This is a genomic window from Ornithinibacillus bavariensis, assembly GCF_018333235.1.
Lineage (GTDB): Bacteria > Bacillota > Bacilli > Bacillales > Amphibacillaceae > Ornithinibacillus > Ornithinibacillus bavariensis.
Genome location: NZ_BORP01000001.1, coordinates 297595 through 317935, shown reverse-complemented (window position 1 = coordinate 317935; position 20341 = coordinate 297595). Strand labels below are relative to the sequence as shown.

The window sequence follows — 20341 nt, the reverse complement described above, 5'->3', positions numbered from 1 at the left end:
TATAAGTTTGATTCAAGATAAAAGCTTTCCCGAAATTAGTTTCGAGAAAGCTTTTTCATCTTATTATTCATTCGGTTCTAAGTCTTCAATGGAATCAATGTCCATATAAGCAGGAACCACTAAACCAATTTTAGCTCCTTCTAGGTTTGCACCTAAATCATCAAAGTCGTCCTTATAGCTATCATAGAAATCCTTATGTGTGATTGGTAGCCAAGCAGCTAAAGTAGCGTCACCATCACCACCTGCAATAGATTCAAACATTACAGCAACGTCAACAGGAGTAATTGATACCTGAAAGCCCTTTTGTTCCATCACTTCTTTTAGAACACTTGCAGAAGCTCGTTCAGAATCCCATGGTGTCGATACTAATTCAATTTTAACACCATCAACATCATTTATCCCTTCTGTCCATTCCTTAACCTTATCTGAATTATTTGCTACCCATTTCTTTGCTACTTCTGCAATATCCTCACCTGTTTCATTTGACTCATACATAATTTCTTCCATATCCTCTACTTCCCAATGGAATTGGTCTAAGATTTTATACGCTTCAGGCTTATCTTCCTGTAAGCCTTTACGAGCCAAAGTTCTTATTTCTTCAACACCACCATATATCCCTTTTGGATCTTCTAAATATTTCATATCCGGATACTTGGCAAATGTCCAATGCGGGTTCCAGCCAGTGATAATAATGGGCTTTCTAGCTTTCATCGCTTTATCCAGCTCTATTGCCATCGCTGCCGTTGAGGATTGTTCAAGTGTCCATCCATGTAAGCTATCATATGCTTCAATTGCCTTTTCTGTTGTAACTGTAATACCTGCCCCTGGCTCAATACCTGTTATTGTATAATTGACTGCCTTGCTATTGCCTGTTTCATTACTGTCATTCTTTTGTTCAGAAGAGCTATCACCACAGCCCGCTAGTACGAGTGCAGCAATTAATCCAATTACTAAAGAGAACCTTTTCATTGACTTAAAAACCCCTTTACATCTTTTTTTCAAGCTAGTCTCTCATTACGACTATTAATCAAGTTTTTTGTATTTTCTAATTAGCTATTCTAAAAACAAAAGCAGACAAAATGAATTGCCTGCTCTATTATAATGACATTATTTCGCTTCAAGATCTTCAATAGAATCAATGTCCATATAAGCTGGAACTACTAGGCCGATTTTTGCACCTTCAAGATTTGCACCAAGGTCAACTAATTGATCTTTATACTCTTCATATAAGTCCCCATGTGTACCAGGTAACCATGCGGCTACCATACCATCAGCCTCACCATTAGCAACTGCTTGCCACATAACAGCATTATCAAGTGGTGTAAGCTTGACCTTAAAACCTAGATCCTCTAAAACTTTTCCAACAACATGAGTAGAAGCAACCTCTGTATCCCATTCTACATACACTAATTCAATTTCTTGACCATCAACTTTTTCTGCTCCTTTAGTCCACTCTGCAACTTTATCGGCATTTTCATCAACCCAATTAGCAGCAACTTCTGAAGGATTTCCGCCATTCGAAATTTCTAGCATAACAGCATTCATATCCTCTTCTGTCCAGAAAAATTGATCAAGTACTTTATATGCGTTTGGCTTATCTTCTTCCAGCCCTTTACGAACCATCGTAGAAATAGTCTCCTCATCACCAAATGTGCCCTTCGGATCCTCTAGATATTTAAGGTCATATTTAGCAAATTTCCAGTGTGGTGACCACCCAGTAACAATGATAGGCTCTTTATTTTTTATGGCTTCTCCTAATACGGTTGCCATTGCTCCACTTGATGATGCTTGTACTTCCCAGCCATCAAGTCCATAATCCTCTACTGCTTGTTCTGCTGCCTTAAATACGCCAGCACCTGCTTCAATACCTGTAATCGTGTAATCAACTGCTTTACTATAATTAGTTTCTCCATTACCATCAGTTGCAGTTCCATCAGATGAATCCTTATCACCTGATCCGCATCCTACTAAAACTAGGGTAAGAGATAGACCTAAAGTTAAACAAAGACTCTTCCATTTACGTTTCAACATATGTGTAAACCTCTCCTCTTTAATGATTTATATGGAACTTCTCATCTTTGAAAAGATACCAGCTCTATAAATAAGGGTATTTCCAAATTACATCCACTAATGTTTTTTAGAATTTGCACTTTGAGTAAAGCGATCAATAATGATTGCTAAAATTACAATTCCAATACCAGCTACAAAACCTGTCCCTACCTGGGCACGTTGGAGAGCAGATAATACTTCTCGTCCAAGGCCGGGTGCCCCAATCATCGATGCAATAACTACCATCGAAAGTGCTAACATAACCGTTTGGTTAATTCCTGCCATAATGGTCGCTTTAGCCATTGGTAGTTCAACCTTTAAAAGCTTCTGCATTCCCGTACTACCAAAAGCTTCTGAAGCTTCAATGAGCTCTTTAGAAACCTGACGAATTCCTAGGTTAGTAAAGCGTACGGTTGGTGGTGTTGCAAAAATTAGTGATGCAAATATACCTGGTACCATCCCAATACTGAAAAAAGCTACTGCCGGAATAAGATAAACAAATGCCGGCATAGTCTGCATAAAGTCCAAAATAGGCTTTATGATTGATTCAGCCGTTTTGCTTTTAGACATAAGAATCCCTACAGGAACCCCAACAATAACGGATAATAAACTTGCAATTAGAACTAATGCAAATGTGTTTATTAGGTGCTCCCAAAATCCTTGATTATAAATTAACCATAGACCTAAAATTGAAAAAACTGCTAAACCAAGTTTTTTTCCACTCAAGAAAAATGCTACTAAAGCAACAATGATAATAATAATCACTGGTGGTACTAACAATAGATTATCTGTTGTAAAGTCCATGAAATTGCCTAAATGCTCTTTTATAGGATCAAATAAGAATGAGAATTTTTCTGTAATTTGGTCTGTCAACCACTCCGTACCCTCTGCAATGGGTATACCATTGATAAACCAATCTTTTAACGTATTAAACATTTTCGTAATTCACCTCGCTATCCCCTGCAAGTGCGGCAATCACAGCACCCCGAACAATAATTCCTACTAATCTTCCATCTTCAACGACTGCAGTAGGGATTGGTGAACCATTAATGATAGTAAAAATTTCATGCATGGAAGTTCCCTTTTCAACCTGCTTAATATCGGTCCTTAATATTTCAGAAATATCACGAATATCTTTCTTCTTCGCCTCTGATGCATCATCAGCCGTAACATACCCCTTCAGGTTTCGTTTACTATCTACTGCTAATATACTAGATATACCAGCTTCCTTCATTCGCTCTAACGCTACTCGCGGGCCATGTTTATCCGTATTAATTGTTTCAGGTCGCTTCATAATATGTTCTGCCGTTAACACCTTCGTACGATCAACATCCTCTACAAAACGCTCTACATAATCATTTGCAGGGTTCATTAGGATTTCTTCTGGCGTCCCAATTTGTACAATCGTACCATCCTTCATTAGTGCAATCCTGTCACCAATACGAAGTGCCTCATCTAAATCATGGGTAATAAAAATGATTGTCTTTTTCATTGTGGATTGTAAATCAATTAATTCATCCTGCATATCCTTACGAATGAGTGGGTCAAGCGCGGAAAAAGCCTCGTCCATAAGTAGAATTTGGGGATCATTAGCAAGTGCTCTTGCTAAACCAACACGTTGTTGCATGCCACCTGATAACTGATTAGGCTGCTGATCAAGATAACCACCAAGTCCAACCATTTTTAAAGCTTCGGTAGCCTTCTTCGTTCTTTCCTCTTTAGATACTTTTTGAATTTCTAACCCAAATTCTGTATTTTGCAATACTGTCCGATTGGGAAATAATGCAAAGCGCTGGAACACCATTCCAAGCTTTTCTCTTCTAACCTGACGTAACGCCTTTTTATCCATTTTTGCTAGGTCCTGGCCATTAATCAATATACTTCCTTCTGTAGGTTCAATAAGTCTATTAATCAACCGAACTAAAGTTGATTTACCACTACCCGATAAGCCCATGATGACAAATATTTCACCAGGTTCAACGGAGAATGATGCACGATTAACACCAACAGTACTCCCAGTCTTTTTTAGAATTTCTTCTTTAGAAAAACCCTGTTCCAGTAATTCTAATGCTTGTTTTGGATTTTTCCCAAAAACCTTGGTGAGGTTTTTAGCTTCTATAATAGGCATTCCCTTCACCTCTTTCGATATTTTCAAGTAGTATCCATAATCCACTAGAGTTATAGATTTACAAAAACAAGTCCTACTCAATTGCAATACACTTTATTACTATACACCTGTTTATATGAACTGGACAAACTGTGTATTCCTTAATTTTTGTTTATATTTTTCATACAGTTTAAACTGTACATGTTTATGAAGTGATTTACTTAAAAATGCTCTTGAATACTCCAAAATACGTATTACTTTACCATTTTTATATTGAATGGAAGTATTGTAACCTTATGATAGGTTAGGCTTTGGGAGGTTTGTATGTTGACAAACAACATCGAAACAATTAGGAACGGAATACTTATGGAATTTGCAAAAACGGTAGAGTTATTTGATTTATCACCAATTGAGGCAAGAGTATTTACCTATTTATATATAGAAGGAAAAGCCCTAACATTAGATGATCTTAGTGAAGCACTTGGAAAAAGTAAAACATCGATGAGCACAAGCGTACGTAGCTTAGTAAATTTAAATTTAGTAAAGCGGGTCTGGAGAAAAGGTGTTAGGAAAGATTTATTTCAGGCAAATATTCAATTATTTAAGCACTTGATGAATTTATATTTAAAAAAATGGAATGATGCCACTTCTGATCGTACAGATGCATTACTAGATTTTAAAAAACAATTCGAGCTGCTTTCCAATGAGGAGAAAGATGAAAATATTAGTAAAAAGCTTGATGAATTATTGGAATTCCACCAAATGCTAGAAGATTTCTTTCAAGAAGCACTTCATATGAAAAGATAGCTTTCAATAAATACAAAAACTCTCAGAATAAGCGATTGATTCTGAGAGTTTTTCCACATTTTTATTATAGAATGTCTTTTTCCATGAGCTGGGTAAATTCCTCCATTAGCTCTGGAAAATACCCTTCTTTTTTTAGTCCATAAATTGTTTCAGCTGGCGCTAATTTTTCAGTTAATAAACCAGCAAATTTTACTAAAAGAGAAGAATAATCCAAGAGCCCTTCCTCTTTTTGCTCCATGAATTCCTGATTCAATACTTCGAGTAAATGAAATAGCCCATCATATTCCTCAGGAGAAACATTTTTTTCGATGACAAGCTTAGTAAAAGGGAATTTCTCTATGTCTATTATTTTTGTTAACAATTGTATTTGAAATGTTGCTAAATTGTCATTTTGAAACAACCTAAACCCCCCTCTATTCCCCCACTCGACAGATTAATATCAGAATATAATCGTTATTATCAGTATTAAAATATATATTTTTTTAGTAAAAGCTATTGCTTTTTTCGTTGTAAGGTACTATCATCAAAAAAGTCTTTGCTGAAACAGTAAAGGCATATAATAATGTGAACAATATGTCTAGAATGGAGCGAACTTTTAATGAATTGCTGGAAATCCATTAATTTGGATAAACAATATGGTTTCAGATGGATTAATCTAATCTCTATCCTTATTGGAATAATGACTTTTATCGTATTATATATCCCGTTTTCTATGTATCATCAAGGTGCCAAGATAAATGATTCTGTATTTATCATATTTTTCGTAGCAATTATTTGTTTGCCTACCATTCATTCATTTATGCATATTTTACCATTAATCATTTTAAATAGAAAAATAAAAGTGAAGAGTCAGCGAAAGATTGGATTACCACCAATATTTACTTTTTATACGAATTCGCATTTAAGAAAGAAAACCTATATTCTAACTGCTATTTCACCTACTATGTTCATTACGATACCAGGGATAATAGCATCCTTTCTATTTCCGAGCATCTATGTATATTTTCTCTTGGCTACATCTTTAAACATCGGCATTTCATTTATTGATTTCTTATCTATACGTCACATTTTAAGCGCACCAAAGAATGCTTATGTTGAAAATGGTGATGAAGGATTTGATATATTACTAAAAGCAGAGTAGTAGTAGAGGGAATTCCTCCCTCTGCTTTTTTAATTTTCACTATCCATATTGTGAATTTTTTGTTACAGTAAACTATAGTAATCTTACTTTAAATAGTTGGATAAGCTGACGGCATATAAGATAATATTGCATATGTGGGGAGGTTCAAGATATGATTATTATCTTCTTGTTCTATGCGTTAATTATTTTGTTCATTTTCAATACCATGACTGAAAAATTTTGTGCAAAATTAGAGATGAATGCTAAGAAACAAGCAAATGTATTTCGGGTAACAAATATTATGATTCTTATCTTACTCGTTTCCTCTTATGTTAGCGTGCTAAATGTTATGATGTAAACTAGAATTTTTTCGTGAAATGTGTAAAATGTTAGTAATTCCACTTTTAGCTATTATTTTTAGTACAAACTATGGTATATTAATCAATGCAAGAGAAGTAACCATAAGATTAGGAGTGTAATTTGATGAAAAAATTAACAATCGCAGCTACAATTACAGCTGGCGTACTACTATTATCCGGATGCTCAAATGACAAAGCAGATTCAGAGGTTGTTGTAAAAACTGATGCTGGTAACATTACTAAAGCAGACTTTTTTAACGAAATGAATGAATATATTGGTCAAGATGTTCTATACAACTTGGTTCTTATAAAATTACTAGAAGAAAAATATGATGTGTCTGATAAAGAGGTAGATCAAGCTGTTCAAGAAGTAAAAGAACAGCAAGGTGACATGTTCCAATATTCCCTAATGCAACAAGGGTTAACGGAGGATACATTCCGTGAACAAACATATCGTCGACTATTACAAGAGAAATTTGCATTTGAAGGTATTAAAATAAGTGATGAAGAATTACAAAAGAAATTTGATGAAATGAAGGAAAACAAAGAAATTGCTATTCGTGCAAGTCATATTCTTGTAGAAGATGAAGCAAAGGCAAAAGAACTTAAAAAACAGTTGGATGAAGGAGCTGACTTTGCGAAATTAGCTAAGGAAAATTCAACTGATGAGGGTTCTGCAGCAAATGGTGGAGATTTAGGTTATTTTACAGCTGGAAAAATGGTAAAAGAATTTGAGGATGCTGCATTTAGCCTAAAAGAAGGCGAAATTAGCGAACCGGTAAAATCTAAATTTGGCTACCACATTATTAAAGTAACAGATGTTCCAACCTTTGATGAGAAAAAAGAAGAAATTCGCAAACAGCTTGCATCTGAAAAAATCGATAATGAAAAGGTTCAAGAAAGACTTAATAAACTAATTAAAGATGCTGATATTGACGTGAAAATGGACGAGTATAAGGATTTATTTACTATTCCTGAAGCTAACACAAATACAAATTCAGACAAGTCCACTGACAAGGATGACACCAAAACAGATAAAGAAAAGGCTTCTGACAAAGACACTACTAAGTCAGAAGATAATAAATAAGAAGTTATTCACTTAAAACAATAAAAAGGCCAATCTCCCTATAATGATTCTTTATTTGGAGATTGGCCTTTTTTTAATTCACTTCCTCAGCCTGCTTATGTCGACGTTCACGTTCTTCTTCCATTCGCTGTAGAAAAACTTGACCATCTTGCTCAATATAGTGATTTTCCAGCCTTCTTTCGGCTCGCATTGCTCGGAAAGACATATAACCACTAAAGAAAATAAACAGAATGATCATAAAAACCCACCAAGGCATACCAAAGATCATGTCATTACCCCCTTGTCCAGCATGTCTAACACATATATATGTACAAGTGGTTAAAATAATGACGAGTTTCTCTTATTCCTCGAAGGTAGGCTTATAAAAAGCACGATTTTCCATAGCAAAAAGTTTCTCTGTAAATTCACCTGGTTTTACCTTATCAAGTGCCCGATTTAACATATTCATCTTCGCATCAATTAAATCAATAAAATGAAGTATTTCTGCCTCCCGCACTAAAGGTGGAGTGGGACTACCCCACTCCGCTTTCCCATGATGGCTTAATACTAAATGCTGTAAGATTAGTACCTCTTCACCATCTATCTTTAATTCTTTCGCAATATGACCAATTTCTTCTACCATCATAGGGATATGACCTAATAATTTTCCCTGAAGGGTATATGAGGTTGAAACCACACCAGACAATTCCTTTATCTTTCCAATATCATGAAGAATAATCCCGGCATATAATAAATCCTGATTTAGCTGAGGATATAATTCACATAACTCTTTGGCGATTTTTAACATACTAGTGATATGATGTGCAAGTCCTGATGCATATTCATGGTGATTCTTAGTTGCAGCTGGATATAACAATAAGGGCTCTTGATATTTTTTAACAACTGCACGAACAATGCGCTGAATGGTAGGATTTTCCATTTCAAAAATAGCTTCCGTTAATTTTTCCATTAATTCCTCTCGATCAACGGGAGCCTTTTCAATAAAATCCGAAACCTGAACGCCATCCGTAGTTTGAGCAATTCGTATCGCATTAATTCGCATCTGTGCTTTGCCACGAAACTGATTTAATTCACCTGTAATGTGAATAATTTGTTCCTGGATAAAAATACTTTCATCATCCTGTGTTATATCCCATAGCTTGGCTTCAATTTCGCCGGTTGCATCTCTTAATACTAATGTTAAAAACGGTTTTCCATTGCTTGCTGTTCCCTTGGTTGATTCTTTTATCAAGACAAAGCCTTCAAAGGTATCACCAATTTGATAATGCCCAATTCCCCGCTTCATACAATATCCTCCCCTTTAATAGAAATGAGATTGACAAGGTATACAATTTCTCACTGTCAATCTCTGTAGTAATGTTTCTTATTCGTTTTTGGGAATATATTCAAATATCTTCCCGGATTCGATAATCTGAATAAATTTCATTAGCCAATCATAATAATTTTTCGCATATTTCAATCGTTCTAAATCATGATTGATTTTTTCTTTTAATTCCTCATCATCAGTAATACTTTGAAGCTCGGTTAAAACTTCTATTGCTTCATCCGCTTCCTCTATATTCGATTCAGTGTACTTTCTCCAACGACTTCCAAACAGGGAAGTAAATGACTTATACCAGTCCTCCTCCGATTGGTATAAGTCCTTTCGTATCCCTTTTTTATATGTAGATTCCACCATCTTCATATCGGATAGTGCTCTCACACCTGTTGACATACTTGTCTTACTCATCTCTAGAGCATCACGCATATCATCCAATGTCATCGGCTCGTCTGAAAAATAAAGTACACCATATAACCTTCCAATAGAAGAAGTTAATCCATATAGATTCATATTCTTCGCGATTGTCTGGATGAATTTTTCTATTGTTTCCTCGTACTTATCCCATTCTTTTCGATGCTTTTCCTCAGGCAATGGATGTCCCTCCATAAAGTGAAACATTCTATTTATTTGAAACATGGCATTCATCAAAGCTTTAGGCAATGTATCTTTCAAGATGCATTCCTATAACCTAAAAATCAGTTTACCACTAATTTTCCATTATTGGAACTGGATTTGTCAACTTGATTCTATTCTTTTCTCCAAATTCTTCTAATACTTCTTGCTTACAAGTAAATAAAAGTATTTGATGATTCTTGGATATGCCTTCTAGAATGCCTATCATGCGATTTAAACGAGCTTTATCGAAATGAACAAAAGCATCATCCATAATAAATGGAACACGTAATTCTTCCCCCATCACTTCGCTGATTGCAAGCCGAAGTGAAATATAGAGCTGGTTTATTGTACCCTGTGATAACTCCTTTACCGAATATCGAATATGATTCCGATCTTCCACAATAAATGGCTTTCCATTTGCTGGTGGATAGATCATTTGATAGGTACCATCCGTAAGTATTTCAAAGAATGTCAGGGTCTTTTCAATCACTCTTGATAAATATTTCTCCTTATATCGGTCTTTCGTTGCGGATAATAATTCCTTAGCTGCTTTATAAACGGCCCATTCCTTTGCAAGCTTTTTAAGTCTCTCCTGTTCCTGCTGGAATTGATGTAAAGTAAGAGAATAGTTTTCAGAGGATTCTAATCGGTTAAACTCCGCTCTTTCTTCAGCTAATAATTGAAGCTTCCTCTCTTTAATTGCTTCATTTTGTTTCATTGATTCCTTTACTTCATTTATCTTTAACTCGATGGTACTTCTTTTGGGTGGAGAAATAACTAATTCTTCCCATTTATCCTTAGGAAAGTATGAAGCAGTTTGTATTTTAATTCTTTCACAAGCTAAAATAAGCTCCGATCGCTCTATTCCTTCCTTATTCCTTTGGTAAAATTCTTCCTCACTATCTACGTTTGCCATTTTCCATAGCTCTATTATTTCCCGTTCAATCGTTACATATTGCAGCTTATTTGTCTGTAGTTGTTCTTTAATAGTTTCTAGTAAATCCTTTTTCTGCTGTATTTCTCTTTCAATATCTTTAAATTTCTCTAATTCTTGAGCCAACATATCAAGTTTACCAGAGAAGGTCCTTGGAACTGTCTCGTAAGCATTAATTTCAAAATGAGTATTTACTAATGTTTGAAATTGTAGTATATTCCTTTGAAGCTCTTCCTCATCATGCTGAAGCAAAGGTAGTTTTTTCATTTCTTGTATAATTGCCTTTAATGAATGATAGAGATCCGGCCAATAAGTTACATCTATGTGTTGAAGAAATGGATAAAGTTCCTCCTGATGGAATAGCTCCTTAGAAAAACTCGCTTCTTGATTATCAAGTAATATTTTCTGTTCCTGTAAACTATTCTCCTGTAATTCACAGTCTTTTAATTTTTCCTCGAGTAATTGCAGCTCTTGTTTGCATTTAGCATCATTCTCTAATAGCTCTTCGGCATCACGGATTTCTTCTGGAGAAGCAGACGAAACAAGCTGCATTGGAAAAGCTTGCTGTAACATCCATTCCATTTTTTCAGCAGATTTTTTATTCCAAAGCCATTGAACACAACCAAAAACGATACTAATTAGCGTTATATTGAGAAATAATTGATATTTCGTAAAGAACGTCAATAGGAGAAAAAAAGCCGCTACCAAAGAACTCATTCCCAATAGAACGTTGGCGATTTTTGCTGATTTCTTTTTTCTTTTCTCCCATGATTGTTGTTCTTTCTCAGCCTCAAGCTGCAGACCTTCTAACACCTTATTTTCTTTAGCTGTATCGATTAAATCTTCAAGCTCTCTCCGTTGAGAAATGGGTAACAACTTAGAGGAAATACTCTCCTTTTGTTCCTCCAATACCATTTTCCGAGATTTTATAAGCTGTAGACTTTCGGCTAATGCTTCATATTCTTGGGAAAACTTCTCCGTCTCTGTTTTCAATCCACTCCAATGTTTCTCTAAGTGAAAGGGAAGATTTAACTGCTGTACCTCTTTCAAGCTTAGCCCAATATGTAAATCCGTTATTCTACTACTTAATTCATCCTGAAGCCTATTGATAGTTTCTTTTAACTTCTGTACCTCTGTTTCATTGCTATTATGCTTTGAAGCTTGTTGCAAAATTTGTCTTATTTCTTCATAAGGAAAATTAGTTATATGTTGCTCAAGCTCTAATATCTCTTGTTTTAATCGATCATGATTATTTTTTAGGACACTCATTTCACTTTGTAAGGGCAGTTGCTTCTCTTTAAGTAATTCATATCGCTTCCTGCCATCCTCAGGAAACGGGATTTCCTCTGGCAATTTTGCGAGCTTTGCTTGATTTTCATTGTATTCTTCTAATTGTGGTAAAACTTGTATAATTTTTTCAAGCTGATATAGCTGTTCTCGTTCTTTTTTTATTGTATCTATCAATACATTGAGCTCGTCCTCTAGAGTCAAGAGAATATTTTTCTTTTCTCGATAGGCTGCCTCCTCATGCTGATGGTGAGATAATTCTTTTTGAATATGCTCAAGCTTAGCTAGTTGCTGATTAACTATCGGATTTCTCCCATTCGGTTTAAAATACTCATTCACTTTTTGTTCAAGACGCTTTTCTATATTCTGAATTTGTGCCGAACCTGTTAAACCTATACCGAGCAGTACTTCACTTAAATCATCCTCAGTCATTCCTTGAATTGTCATTAAATCCAGTGCTGAAAAAGAAAAAATTGCTTGATAGGTGGCTTTATCAATACCCGATAAGCGTTCTTGTAGCCAGCCTTCATCAAATTCATTGCCATCAGGCGTATAGCATTTAGCAGCACCATTTCGGTTCTCATGAAAACGTTCAATTGTAAATTCACCAATCTTAGGATCTCTCACTGTTAATATGCCACCCATTTTACTACTTGTCTTTGGCTGATAAAAATCTCGTTCCTTCGGTGGTAGCCCAAAAAGCATGAACATAAGAAAGCGTTGAACAGTTGTTTTTCCTGATTCATTTTCCCCATAAATGGTAACAAAGGATTCATCTGTAAAGTCCAAATGGAAGTCTACCCATTTTCCAAATCCATATATGGTTGCCTGTAAAAATTTCATTCTCTCACCTCACATTTTCTGAAGTTCATAAGCAAGGAATTGATAGGCATCTAGCTTAATTTCCTCTTCTTCTTCCTTCGTTAATGAATCTAAATATTTTCGTGCTTCTCGATGTTGAAAAAGCTCCCCTATATAGTCTGATATTGAAACATCATCTACGTTTTTCATTAATTCTCCAATAAAGTGCTCCCCCATGATGATATTATTTTGTCGATTTCTTTGCTTTGTGGTGAGACGAAATACGTATAGCCAATTCCGCTGATAGCTTAATTCCTCATTTACTACACCGATAATTTCTTCTAATAAATGTTCATTTTTCCAAATAAATAAATTATCCTGTCCACTAGTTAAGGATAGATCTATAAGTTGAGGTACGTAGGAATGGTTTTGTATTAAATTATTTTTTAATTCTGCCACAAAATCATGAATCTGTTCACAATCAGATACATCTAGTTCTATATTTGTAAATTGAATAGCCTGAAGAGGAATGAACTCGGTACTTGTTCCTAGACTAGTCATCTCAACGTAATAGCAACCCTTTTCACCTGTTTCCTTTCTGTTTCTTCCTTGTATATTGCCAGGATATAAAATGGTAGGGTTCTCCTTTAAAACTTCCCGTTTATGAATATGACCAAGTGCCCAATAATGGAAGTCCTTTTCAATTAAATCACGAAGCAGAAAAGGTGCATATAAATCATGCTCTGTATTGCTTTCAATACTGCCATGTAACATAGCAATCCGAAAAGGAATGTTGGAATTATTAACTGTAAATTCCTCAGCCTTTCTTTCTATAACTGCTCGGTTCTCATAGCTGAAACCAGTAACGGAAGCAAGCTCTATATTGTCTTTTTCAAAAATAAATGTTCGTACCTGTTCATCTGGGAAAACATAAACATTTTCTGGATAAGTAATCGGAAAAATATTGCCCTTTATGTAATCATGATTCCCATAAGAAAGGTATACCTTTATATCATGTTGAGCTAATAACTCAAACGCATGACGAAGCTTTATCTGTGCTTTTAAACTTGGTTTGTCATTGTCAAATAAATCTCCTACAAGTACAACGAAATCTACCTTTCTTTTAATCGCAGCTTCTACTAAATGATCAAGTGCGTGAAAAGTACTTTGACGCACCTCCTGTAAAATAGTTTCATTAGCAATCGATAATCCTTTAAATGGACTATCTAAATGTAAATCCGCAGCATGGATAAAGGAGATCTTGTGTTCCATATTCCATACCTCCTTCCTTCGTATCTATTTTATCAAAAAGGCAAAACGAATGCACGTTCGTAACAACAGGATAAAAATATTACTTCCTTAGGATAAAGATGTATAGCTAATAAATCGCTATTGGGTTGAAAAAGACAAAAAGATAAGTGCATTAACTAAAAACGATTAAAATGAAAAATCCGAACTATTTCTAATTCTTTTTAAAGAATTATGAACTATAGTTCGGATTTTCAATTCACTTTTTCAGATTTTTGGAGACTACAGTCTATTTTACATTCGTTTCGCTAGTATTAACCAAGAAGTCCAAATAGAAATAATAATAAAAGATATCATCATCCGTATTATTGTAATAGCATCCATCTCTATAACCTCAAACCGTATAAGAGCTAACAATGAAACAAGTACAAATAAAACAATAAATACCGAATAATACATTCCTTTTTGCTTTATTTGTTTTGTACGTTCATCCTCCTCTTTAAATTGGGGATATAGATATGCAATTACAAATGCCATATATGCTATCGATCCCCAATTTAATATTTCCACAAAAGAAATGTCATGGGTTATAACAGATAGAGTCAACCTCGTTAGAAAAATAATTGTTAGTAAAGCACCTACAAAGACAAAATTCTTATTAATAGCCATACCTTTGCCCTCTTTTCTACGTAATTACATATTCCCTATTCACGTTTTGTTAACTGTAATGCCTTCTTAATATCCTTCAATGAACTTGATTTTCCATATAATAGTACCCCGCCTTTATACACCCTAGCACCAATAACAGCGAATATAAGAATAGTAGCAATCAATATACCAATCGATAGTAGAACCTCCCATATAGCTATATCTAGAAGACCTACACGAATAAACATTAGCATTGGTGAGAAAAATGGGATATAGGATGTTATCGTTACGATGGTTGCTTCTGGCGCTCCCATTCCAAACATAGCTAATAAGAACGCGATAACAATTAAGAAGGTCATCGGTATAATCATTTGATTTACCTCTTCCACTCTACTTACTAAAGAGCCAAGCATTGCTGCTAGTGTTGCGTAAAGGAAATAACCTAAAATAAAGAAGAGAACACCGTATAGAAGAATACTTACGGATACATTTTGTAAGCCAAGGGATTCCAGCATCCCACCCATTTCCTCTTGCTTCGCTTGTAGCATGAAGAAACCAACTAAAATAAATATAGCAACCTGTGTCAAACCTAATAAAGCTATCCCCACAATCTTTGCAAACATATGAATAACTGGAGATACACTGGAAACTAATACTTCCATTACCCGTGAAGACTTTTCTGTCGCAACATCTGTAGCTATTAGTGTGCCATACAGTAACACAGCAAAATATAATAGCATTAACATGACATAAACTATCCCACGAGCATGGTTTAATTCCTCCTCTGATTTACTACTTTCATCTAATGCTACAGCTTTCATTGATACAGGAGAAAAGATCTCCATTACTTGAGCTTGCTCAATTCCTAATTTTTCAGTCGCTAGACGCCCTTTTAGTTGCTGTAAATGTTGCTGTATATCTGATTGCAAATTTGTGTTCGATATGTTCTTCGCATAGTATGTTGCTTCAAGAACTCTGTTTTCATCTAATCCAAGTGTTAGGAGTGCAACATATTTTTCATCCTTAACTGCAGCTTTCCCTTCCGCTACAGAACCAGAGAACGGTTCTAGTTTTAACTCTGTCTCACTAGCTTGCAAACTAGAATTCAATGGAGCTAATAGTTCACCAGTTTCATCAATGACCGCTACCTTCCCTTCATCTTCTCCAGAAAGTACACCTATGATAGAATCAAAATTTGTCATGAGAACAATAAAAACTAGAATTAGAATGGTACTTATATAAAACATTTTTGATTTAATTCTAGATAAATACGTATGTGATGAAATGATCCAAAACTTATTCATAGGTTGCACCAACTTTCTCAATAAAAATATCTTGTAAGGAAGGCTCTTCTAATGCAAACTTGCGAACAAATCCCTTTCCTTGTAGTGCTTGAAAAATTTCTTGTGAAACAGCTTCACTTGTAATCTGTAATAAACATCCCTCTGGAGTTTGTTTATAACGGACTACCCCTTGAAAGTCTTTTAAAAAATCTAATGCTATATCTGCATGTATGGCTAGATTCTTTTTCCCAAAGGATCGTTTAATCTGTCGAAGTGATCCTTGAACAACTGGATTGCCCTTTTGTAAAATACACAAATTCTCACATAACTCTTCCACATGCTCCATTCTGTGTGATGAAAATACGATAGATGTACCTTCATTTTTCAAATCAATAACGGCTTCCTTCAACATTTCTACATTAATTGGATCCAACCCTGAAAAAGGTTCATCCAAAATTAGTAGTTTTGGCTTATGAATAACAGAGGAAATAAACTGGATTTTTTGCTGATTTCCTTTTGATAGCTCCTCTACCTTTTGGTTGAGATAATCTGGAACTTTAAACCGCTCTAACCAGTATTCTAACTCCTTCAATGCTTCATTTTTTCCCATTCCACGTAAGCGAGCTAAATAGACAATTTGTTCCTTTACTCTTAACTTTGGATAAAGTCCTCTTTCTTCTGGCAAATAACCAATAGAACTACTAGTTTCATAATTTATTGGACTTCCATTCCAAGTAATCTCACCAGCTGTACGGTCAAGTAATCCTAGTATCATACGAAAGGTTGTTGTCTTTCCTGCACCATTCCCCCCTAGAAATCCAAACATTTCATTAGCCGGTATTTCTAGTGATAGATTGTTAACTGCAACATGTTTTCCAAAGCGTTTTTTAACCTGATTTAATAGTAATGTCATATGTTTACCTCTATTCCTTTGATTGATAAAAAGCAGCCGCAACACCAAAAATGATACAATGAAGCATATATAATATCGTTAATAGAAAGAAAGCAAATGATATTCCGTCAAAAATAATGACAATGGGCCAAGTAATCAACATGATGACAAGCATAATATCCCATGTTCGACCCTTCGCACGGTTATTTACTTGATAATATCGTTCATCATAACGATGCTTTTTCTTTCCTACATTTCGTTGCACAAAAAATATAGTAAGCATCAACAAATAATTAGCGATTAAAATCAAAATGACCCATGGTGACTGTAAAAACTCTTGGCTAAGCATCATATTCCTCCAATGTTATCGTTCAATTTTCTTTAAAATGATAATAAAGTGCCGTTACCCCCATAGTAATACCGTGAAGAAACAGTATTGCCATTAAGAAAAAATAGCTAAAGGATACCCCATCAAACATAACAACCACTGGCATAGCTATCAGCATCACTATTAACATGAAATTCCATGATCTACTCTTTGCCTGATTAAATATATACTTAGAGCGTTCATCATCTGCGTATGTTTTTTTAATAATCCTTCGTTGGTACATATATCCAATTATTAGGGCAACAAATAGCCAAGCAAAAATTAGCAAAATCCATGGATTTTTCATAAACTCATCACTAAACATTTTCATCCCCCTCAAAGATAAATAAATCTTCAATCGTACATTCAAAGATCTGTGCTAGTTTATGTGCTAATACAAGAGATGGCTTATATTTTCCCTTTTCCAACGAAATGATTGTCTGTCTAGATACCTTCAATGCCTCCGATAATTCTTCTTGTGTCATATTCCTTTCTTTCCGTTTTTCACGAATTAACGTTTTCATGTTATCTCCTACTTTTTTGTAAAGTAAACTTTACGTAAAGCGTACTATACATCTTTATTCATGTCAAGGGTACTTTACATATATTTTTATTTTTATTTCTAGCAGGATTTTTCAGAAAAAAGTCGAATATTATGGTACGGAGTATACTTCAGGAGGTAAACGATATGAAGAAATACGTTTTAACAGTATTTGATAAAACAGGGGAAAAATTATTGGATGAGTCCTTTGAGGCAGCAAATGATGAGGAAGCTAAAATCCTTGGTGAAGAGCGATTAGCGAAAGATGGATATTTAGAGTATACACATCGTTGTGTTTCTCCAGAGGCAAAATTAGTTTTATTTCATCGGTAAGTAAGTATCATTTAACTAGTAACAACCTTACTGAAATTTTTGTAGAACTTTAATCCAAATAAAGCTGTCTAATAAGCACAATCAATTGCTATTAGACAGCTTATTTTATTTTAATAAGTAGTGGGTTCCTATTTTCTTAGAAAGCACTGTTCCGGCATTCTCTATTTCCCGATGAACGTAGGCTTTCTTTTTTCCAAAAAAGCCTGAACCCCTTCTTGATGATCTAATGTACTTCTAAGCTCCCATTGATTTTGCTTTTCCTTCTTCAAATAGTCATTTAGAGTTTCCAAATGGCTTTCATGATAAGTCAGCTTAGTTTTTAACATTGCTTCTAATGGTGATGTGAGGAGGGTATGAGCTAACTTTTGTGCCCCAACTAGAATATCTCCTTCTACTAACAAATCAGCTAATCCTAGATTTTTTGCTTCATCACCAGTAACTTGTTTTGGGTTTCCCCAAATGAATTGCTTTGCTTGTTGAGTACCGAGACGCTGCTCTGCCCAAAAATGGCCACCACCATCTGGAGCAAGGCCAACGCCGGCAAATAACATTCCGAACTTTGCTTCTTTGTTCGTTACAACATAGTCTGCTGTTAATGCTAAGCTTAAGCCTAAACCAGCAGCTGATCCCTGAACAGCCGAAATAACTATCTTCGGCATCATATAAAGCTTCCGTACGATATCAGAAATCGTATCCATCACATCATCAAAAAATTCCTTATCGGAAAAATCCTTCATCATCGCGATGTCACCGCCAGCACAAAAAGCATTACCTTCTCCTCTTAGTATGACGACTTTATCAGCCCTTTTTTCTACTTCCTTTACGACCTGTAATAATTCCTCAAGCATTTCCAAATTCAATGCATTGTAGCGATCCGGCCGATTTAATTGAATATAGGATATATTTAGTTTGCTTTCACAAGAAACATAATTCATTAAGTACTCCCCCTTGTCTATCGTGCATATTCAACATATTCGATATCGATAGCAATAATTCCTGCAAGAACGAGTATAATGAATACTCCATAAAGTAAAATAATGTCGGCAACTAGAAGCTACTCCGTTTGATAAAACATAAAGAACGCAAGAATATACTCCTTGCGTTCTAAGAACAAGTAATTTTAAAGTTATGGATAATTATTGACCACCATAAAGCTCTTCTAATGGCTTCGTAATAATTTGACTAAGTTCATTTATAACCACGTTTAAGCGTTGTTCCTTTTCCATCAAGTTAGCAATTCCTTCATGCTGCTGGACAAGCTCAACTATTTTACGTGCATTTTCTACCTCTTGTTCTGTAATATTTAAACCCTGCATCTGTTTTTGTTGCAATTCCATTTGTGTATTACGAAAATCCTCGAACATTTTACGAGAGGTTGGATTATTCATAACCGCTTGAAACGCAGTTTTTAGCTCATTAAATTCCACACTTTCACGAATTGCTTTTTCTAAATCATAGGCACTATCATACAAATTTGCCAAAACAAATTCCTCCTTGCTGTCGGTTACACCCACTATAACAAACCCATAATCTAATGTATACCAATAACTATCCATTTGTGACACACAAAAAAAGCTTAAAGTTTTCAACTATTGGTATAATGGAGAAAAGACTAAAGTAAATGAGGTTTTACTATTGATTGAGCAATTAAAAAAACTATTTCCATCACTTCAATATTATGAAACTATTCCAAATAAACTTGATAATCGGTTCGTATGGTATGTAACAAATAATTCACATGTTATAAGCATTGATCCAAAGGAGTTAGATAGTAAAAACGAACAATTGCTTAACTTATTTCTAATACCGTTTGAACATCTTTTCCCACCAAAATCAAAGGAAGAATTAATATGGGAAATGTATCTTCAGGAAACAGAAATAAACACGGATATCATTAGCAAGTACCGTTTAGTTTACTTTTCTATTGAATCCAATCATATAAAACCAGTTGATTTTAAAGAAGCAGTAAACCAAATCTTCGAAAAGGAAACAATTATACTTTGGGAAAATGAACGAGAAGGGATTCTGGTTGATATCATGAAGGATCATGAAGAGGAATCCATTTCATATAAAGAAATTATTGATATATTGATTACCGATTTATATGGAAATATCAAATTTTTCATTGGGCCATATCGTGAGAATTTAATAGGAATTAAACAACATTATGAATTCGTGAAAAAAGGTGCAACAATTGCGTTACCAATAGCGGAAGAAAATGTAGTATCATACCTAGACGGAATTCCAATCATTTTAATGAACCATGCAGATTATCAATACAAAAATGAGATACAAAAGATGATACTGCAGGATTTTCTTAACGATAGAGAATTTTTGAATATGATAAAAGTATTATTTGATAGTAATCTCAACATTTCTGTCGCTGCGAAACGACTTTATATGCATCGAAATAGTCTGCAATATCGCATCGAAAAATTTCATGAAAAAACAAAGTTAGATATTCGTGGATTTCATCATGCCTTAATAGTTTACTTGGCTATTTTAGCCAAAAATGAGTAAACAGGATTAGTATTTGTAAACC

Annotated in this window: 24 protein-coding genes; 6 read left to right on the top strand and 18 right to left on the bottom strand. The window is 34.7% G+C overall.

From position 1 onward, the window contains the following. Nucleotides 1-63 precede the first annotated feature (63 nt). From KI338_RS01575 to KI338_RS01560, 4 genes are all read right to left on the bottom strand, one after another. Nucleotides 64-969: a glycine betaine ABC transporter substrate-binding protein gene (locus KI338_RS01575; protein ID WP_212919217.1), complete on the bottom strand. Its 906-nt coding sequence runs from the start codon at nucleotides 967-969 to the stop codon at nucleotides 64-66. A gap of 138 nt (nucleotides 970-1107) precedes the next feature. Beyond that, nucleotides 1108-2031 (bottom strand): glycine betaine ABC transporter substrate-binding protein, encoded by a 924-nt coding sequence (locus KI338_RS01570; protein WP_212919216.1) that lies wholly within the window; start codon nucleotides 2029-2031, stop codon nucleotides 1108-1110. A gap of 96 nt (nucleotides 2032-2127) precedes the next feature. Further along, nucleotides 2128-2985 carry an ABC transporter permease gene (locus tag KI338_RS01565; RefSeq protein ID WP_212919215.1) on the bottom strand — a complete coding sequence of 286 codons (858 nt, stop codon included), beginning with the start codon at nucleotides 2983-2985 and terminating at the stop codon, nucleotides 2128-2130. Continuing rightward, on the bottom strand, nucleotides 2978-4177 hold the full coding sequence (locus KI338_RS01560) for a quaternary amine ABC transporter ATP-binding protein (RefSeq protein ID WP_212919214.1): 1200 nt from the start codon (nucleotides 4175-4177) through the stop codon (nucleotides 2978-2980). The genes KI338_RS01565 and KI338_RS01560 overlap by 8 nt, the downstream gene beginning before the upstream one ends. A 303-nt stretch (nucleotides 4178-4480) precedes the next feature. Here KI338_RS01560 and KI338_RS01555 point away from each other — a divergent pair, with 303 nt between their 5' ends. After that, the gene (locus KI338_RS01555) at nucleotides 4481-4963 is read left to right on the top strand and encodes a GbsR/MarR family transcriptional regulator (RefSeq protein WP_212919213.1); all 483 of its coding nucleotides are present in this window, start codon (nucleotides 4481-4483) and stop codon (nucleotides 4961-4963) included. A gap of 64 nt (nucleotides 4964-5027) precedes the next feature. On the opposite strand, the gene KI338_RS01550 is transcribed toward KI338_RS01555, so the two are convergent. Then, a complete protein-coding gene (locus KI338_RS01550; RefSeq protein ID WP_212919212.1) occupies nucleotides 5028-5363 on the bottom strand; it encodes a DUF1878 family protein in 336 nt (111 codons plus the stop codon). Nucleotides 5364-5561: 198 nt separating this feature from the next. On the opposite strand from KI338_RS01550, the gene KI338_RS01545 reads away from it, so the two are divergent. The 3 genes from KI338_RS01545 (at nucleotide 5562) to KI338_RS01535 (ending at nucleotide 7529) form a co-directional block, all read left to right on the top strand. Beyond that, nucleotides 5562-6104 (top strand): DUF3267 domain-containing protein, encoded by a 543-nt coding sequence (locus KI338_RS01545; RefSeq protein WP_212919211.1) that lies wholly within the window; start codon nucleotides 5562-5564, stop codon nucleotides 6102-6104. Nucleotides 6105-6255: 151 nt separating this feature from the next. Beyond that, complete coding sequence (locus KI338_RS01540) at nucleotides 6256-6441, top strand: hypothetical protein (protein WP_212919210.1); 186 nt, start codon at nucleotides 6256-6258, stop codon at nucleotides 6439-6441. A gap of 125 nt (nucleotides 6442-6566) precedes the next feature. Continuing rightward, nucleotides 6567-7529, top strand: a complete 963-nt coding sequence (locus KI338_RS01535) for a peptidylprolyl isomerase (protein ID WP_212919209.1) — start codon at nucleotides 6567-6569, stop codon at nucleotides 7527-7529. Nucleotides 7530-7602: 73 nt separating this feature from the next. Here KI338_RS01535 and KI338_RS01530 read toward each other — a convergent pair whose 3' ends face one another. The 11 genes from KI338_RS01530 to KI338_RS01480 form a co-directional block, all read right to left on the bottom strand. Continuing rightward, nucleotides 7603-7797, bottom strand: coding sequence for a sporulation YhaL family protein (locus KI338_RS01530; RefSeq protein WP_212919208.1), 195 nt, complete (start codon nucleotides 7795-7797; stop codon nucleotides 7603-7605). A gap of 72 nt (nucleotides 7798-7869) precedes the next feature. Next, on the bottom strand, nucleotides 7870-8814 hold the full coding sequence (gene yhaM, locus KI338_RS01525; RefSeq protein WP_212919207.1) for a 3'-5' exoribonuclease YhaM: 945 nt from the start codon (nucleotides 8812-8814) through the stop codon (nucleotides 7870-7872). 78 nt (nucleotides 8815-8892) lie between these two features. Further along, a complete protein-coding gene (locus KI338_RS01520) occupies nucleotides 8893-9441 on the bottom strand; it encodes a GbsR/MarR family transcriptional regulator (RefSeq protein ID WP_212919206.1) in 549 nt (182 codons plus the stop codon). 115 nt (nucleotides 9442-9556) lie between these two features. Next, nucleotides 9557-12529, bottom strand: coding sequence for an ATP-binding protein (locus KI338_RS01515; RefSeq protein ID WP_212919205.1), 2973 nt, complete (start codon nucleotides 12527-12529; stop codon nucleotides 9557-9559). A gap of 9 nt (nucleotides 12530-12538) precedes the next feature. Then, a complete protein-coding gene (locus KI338_RS01510) occupies nucleotides 12539-13759 on the bottom strand; it encodes a metallophosphoesterase family protein (RefSeq protein WP_212919204.1) in 1221 nt (406 codons plus the stop codon). 270 nt (nucleotides 13760-14029) lie between these two features. Beyond that, the gene (locus tag KI338_RS01505; RefSeq protein ID WP_212919203.1) at nucleotides 14030-14404 is read right to left on the bottom strand and encodes a hypothetical protein; all 375 of its coding nucleotides are present in this window, start codon (nucleotides 14402-14404) and stop codon (nucleotides 14030-14032) included. A 35-nt stretch (nucleotides 14405-14439) separates the two neighbouring features. Continuing rightward, nucleotides 14440-15687 (bottom strand): ABC transporter permease, encoded by a 1248-nt coding sequence (locus tag KI338_RS01500; RefSeq protein ID WP_212919202.1) that lies wholly within the window; start codon nucleotides 15685-15687, stop codon nucleotides 14440-14442. Next, nucleotides 15680-16579, bottom strand: coding sequence for an ABC transporter ATP-binding protein (locus KI338_RS01495; RefSeq protein WP_212919201.1), 900 nt, complete (start codon nucleotides 16577-16579; stop codon nucleotides 15680-15682). The genes KI338_RS01500 and KI338_RS01495 overlap by 8 nt, the downstream gene beginning before the upstream one ends. Nucleotides 16580-16589: 10 nt before the next feature. After that, on the bottom strand, nucleotides 16590-16910 hold the full coding sequence (locus tag KI338_RS01490) for a DUF2178 domain-containing protein (RefSeq protein WP_212919200.1): 321 nt from the start codon (nucleotides 16908-16910) through the stop codon (nucleotides 16590-16592). Between the two features lie 19 nt (nucleotides 16911-16929). Further along, complete coding sequence (locus tag KI338_RS01485; RefSeq protein ID WP_212919199.1) at nucleotides 16930-17250, bottom strand: DUF2178 domain-containing protein; 321 nt, start codon at nucleotides 17248-17250, stop codon at nucleotides 16930-16932. Then, a complete protein-coding gene (locus KI338_RS01480) occupies nucleotides 17243-17449 on the bottom strand; it encodes a helix-turn-helix transcriptional regulator (protein ID WP_212919198.1) in 207 nt (68 codons plus the stop codon). The genes KI338_RS01485 and KI338_RS01480 overlap by 8 nt, the downstream gene beginning before the upstream one ends. A 164-nt stretch (nucleotides 17450-17613) precedes the next feature. Between KI338_RS01480 and KI338_RS01475 the strand changes: the two genes are divergently transcribed. Then, on the top strand, nucleotides 17614-17799 hold the full coding sequence (locus tag KI338_RS01475; RefSeq protein WP_212919197.1) for a YhzD family protein: 186 nt from the start codon (nucleotides 17614-17616) through the stop codon (nucleotides 17797-17799). Nucleotides 17800-17960: 161 nt separating this feature from the next. On the opposite strand, the gene KI338_RS01470 is transcribed toward KI338_RS01475, so the two are convergent. After that, nucleotides 17961-18734, bottom strand: a complete 774-nt coding sequence (locus KI338_RS01470) for an enoyl-CoA hydratase-related protein (RefSeq protein ID WP_212919196.1) — start codon at nucleotides 18732-18734, stop codon at nucleotides 17961-17963. Nucleotides 18735-18935: 201 nt separating this feature from the next. Continuing rightward, complete coding sequence (locus KI338_RS01465; RefSeq protein ID WP_212919195.1) at nucleotides 18936-19280, bottom strand: YlbF/YmcA family competence regulator; 345 nt, start codon at nucleotides 19278-19280, stop codon at nucleotides 18936-18938. 154 nt (nucleotides 19281-19434) lie between these two features. Between KI338_RS01465 and KI338_RS01460 the strand changes: the two genes are divergently transcribed. Then, complete coding sequence (locus tag KI338_RS01460) at nucleotides 19435-20319, top strand: PucR family transcriptional regulator (protein ID WP_212919194.1); 885 nt, start codon at nucleotides 19435-19437, stop codon at nucleotides 20317-20319. Nucleotides 20320-20341 lie beyond the last annotated feature (22 nt).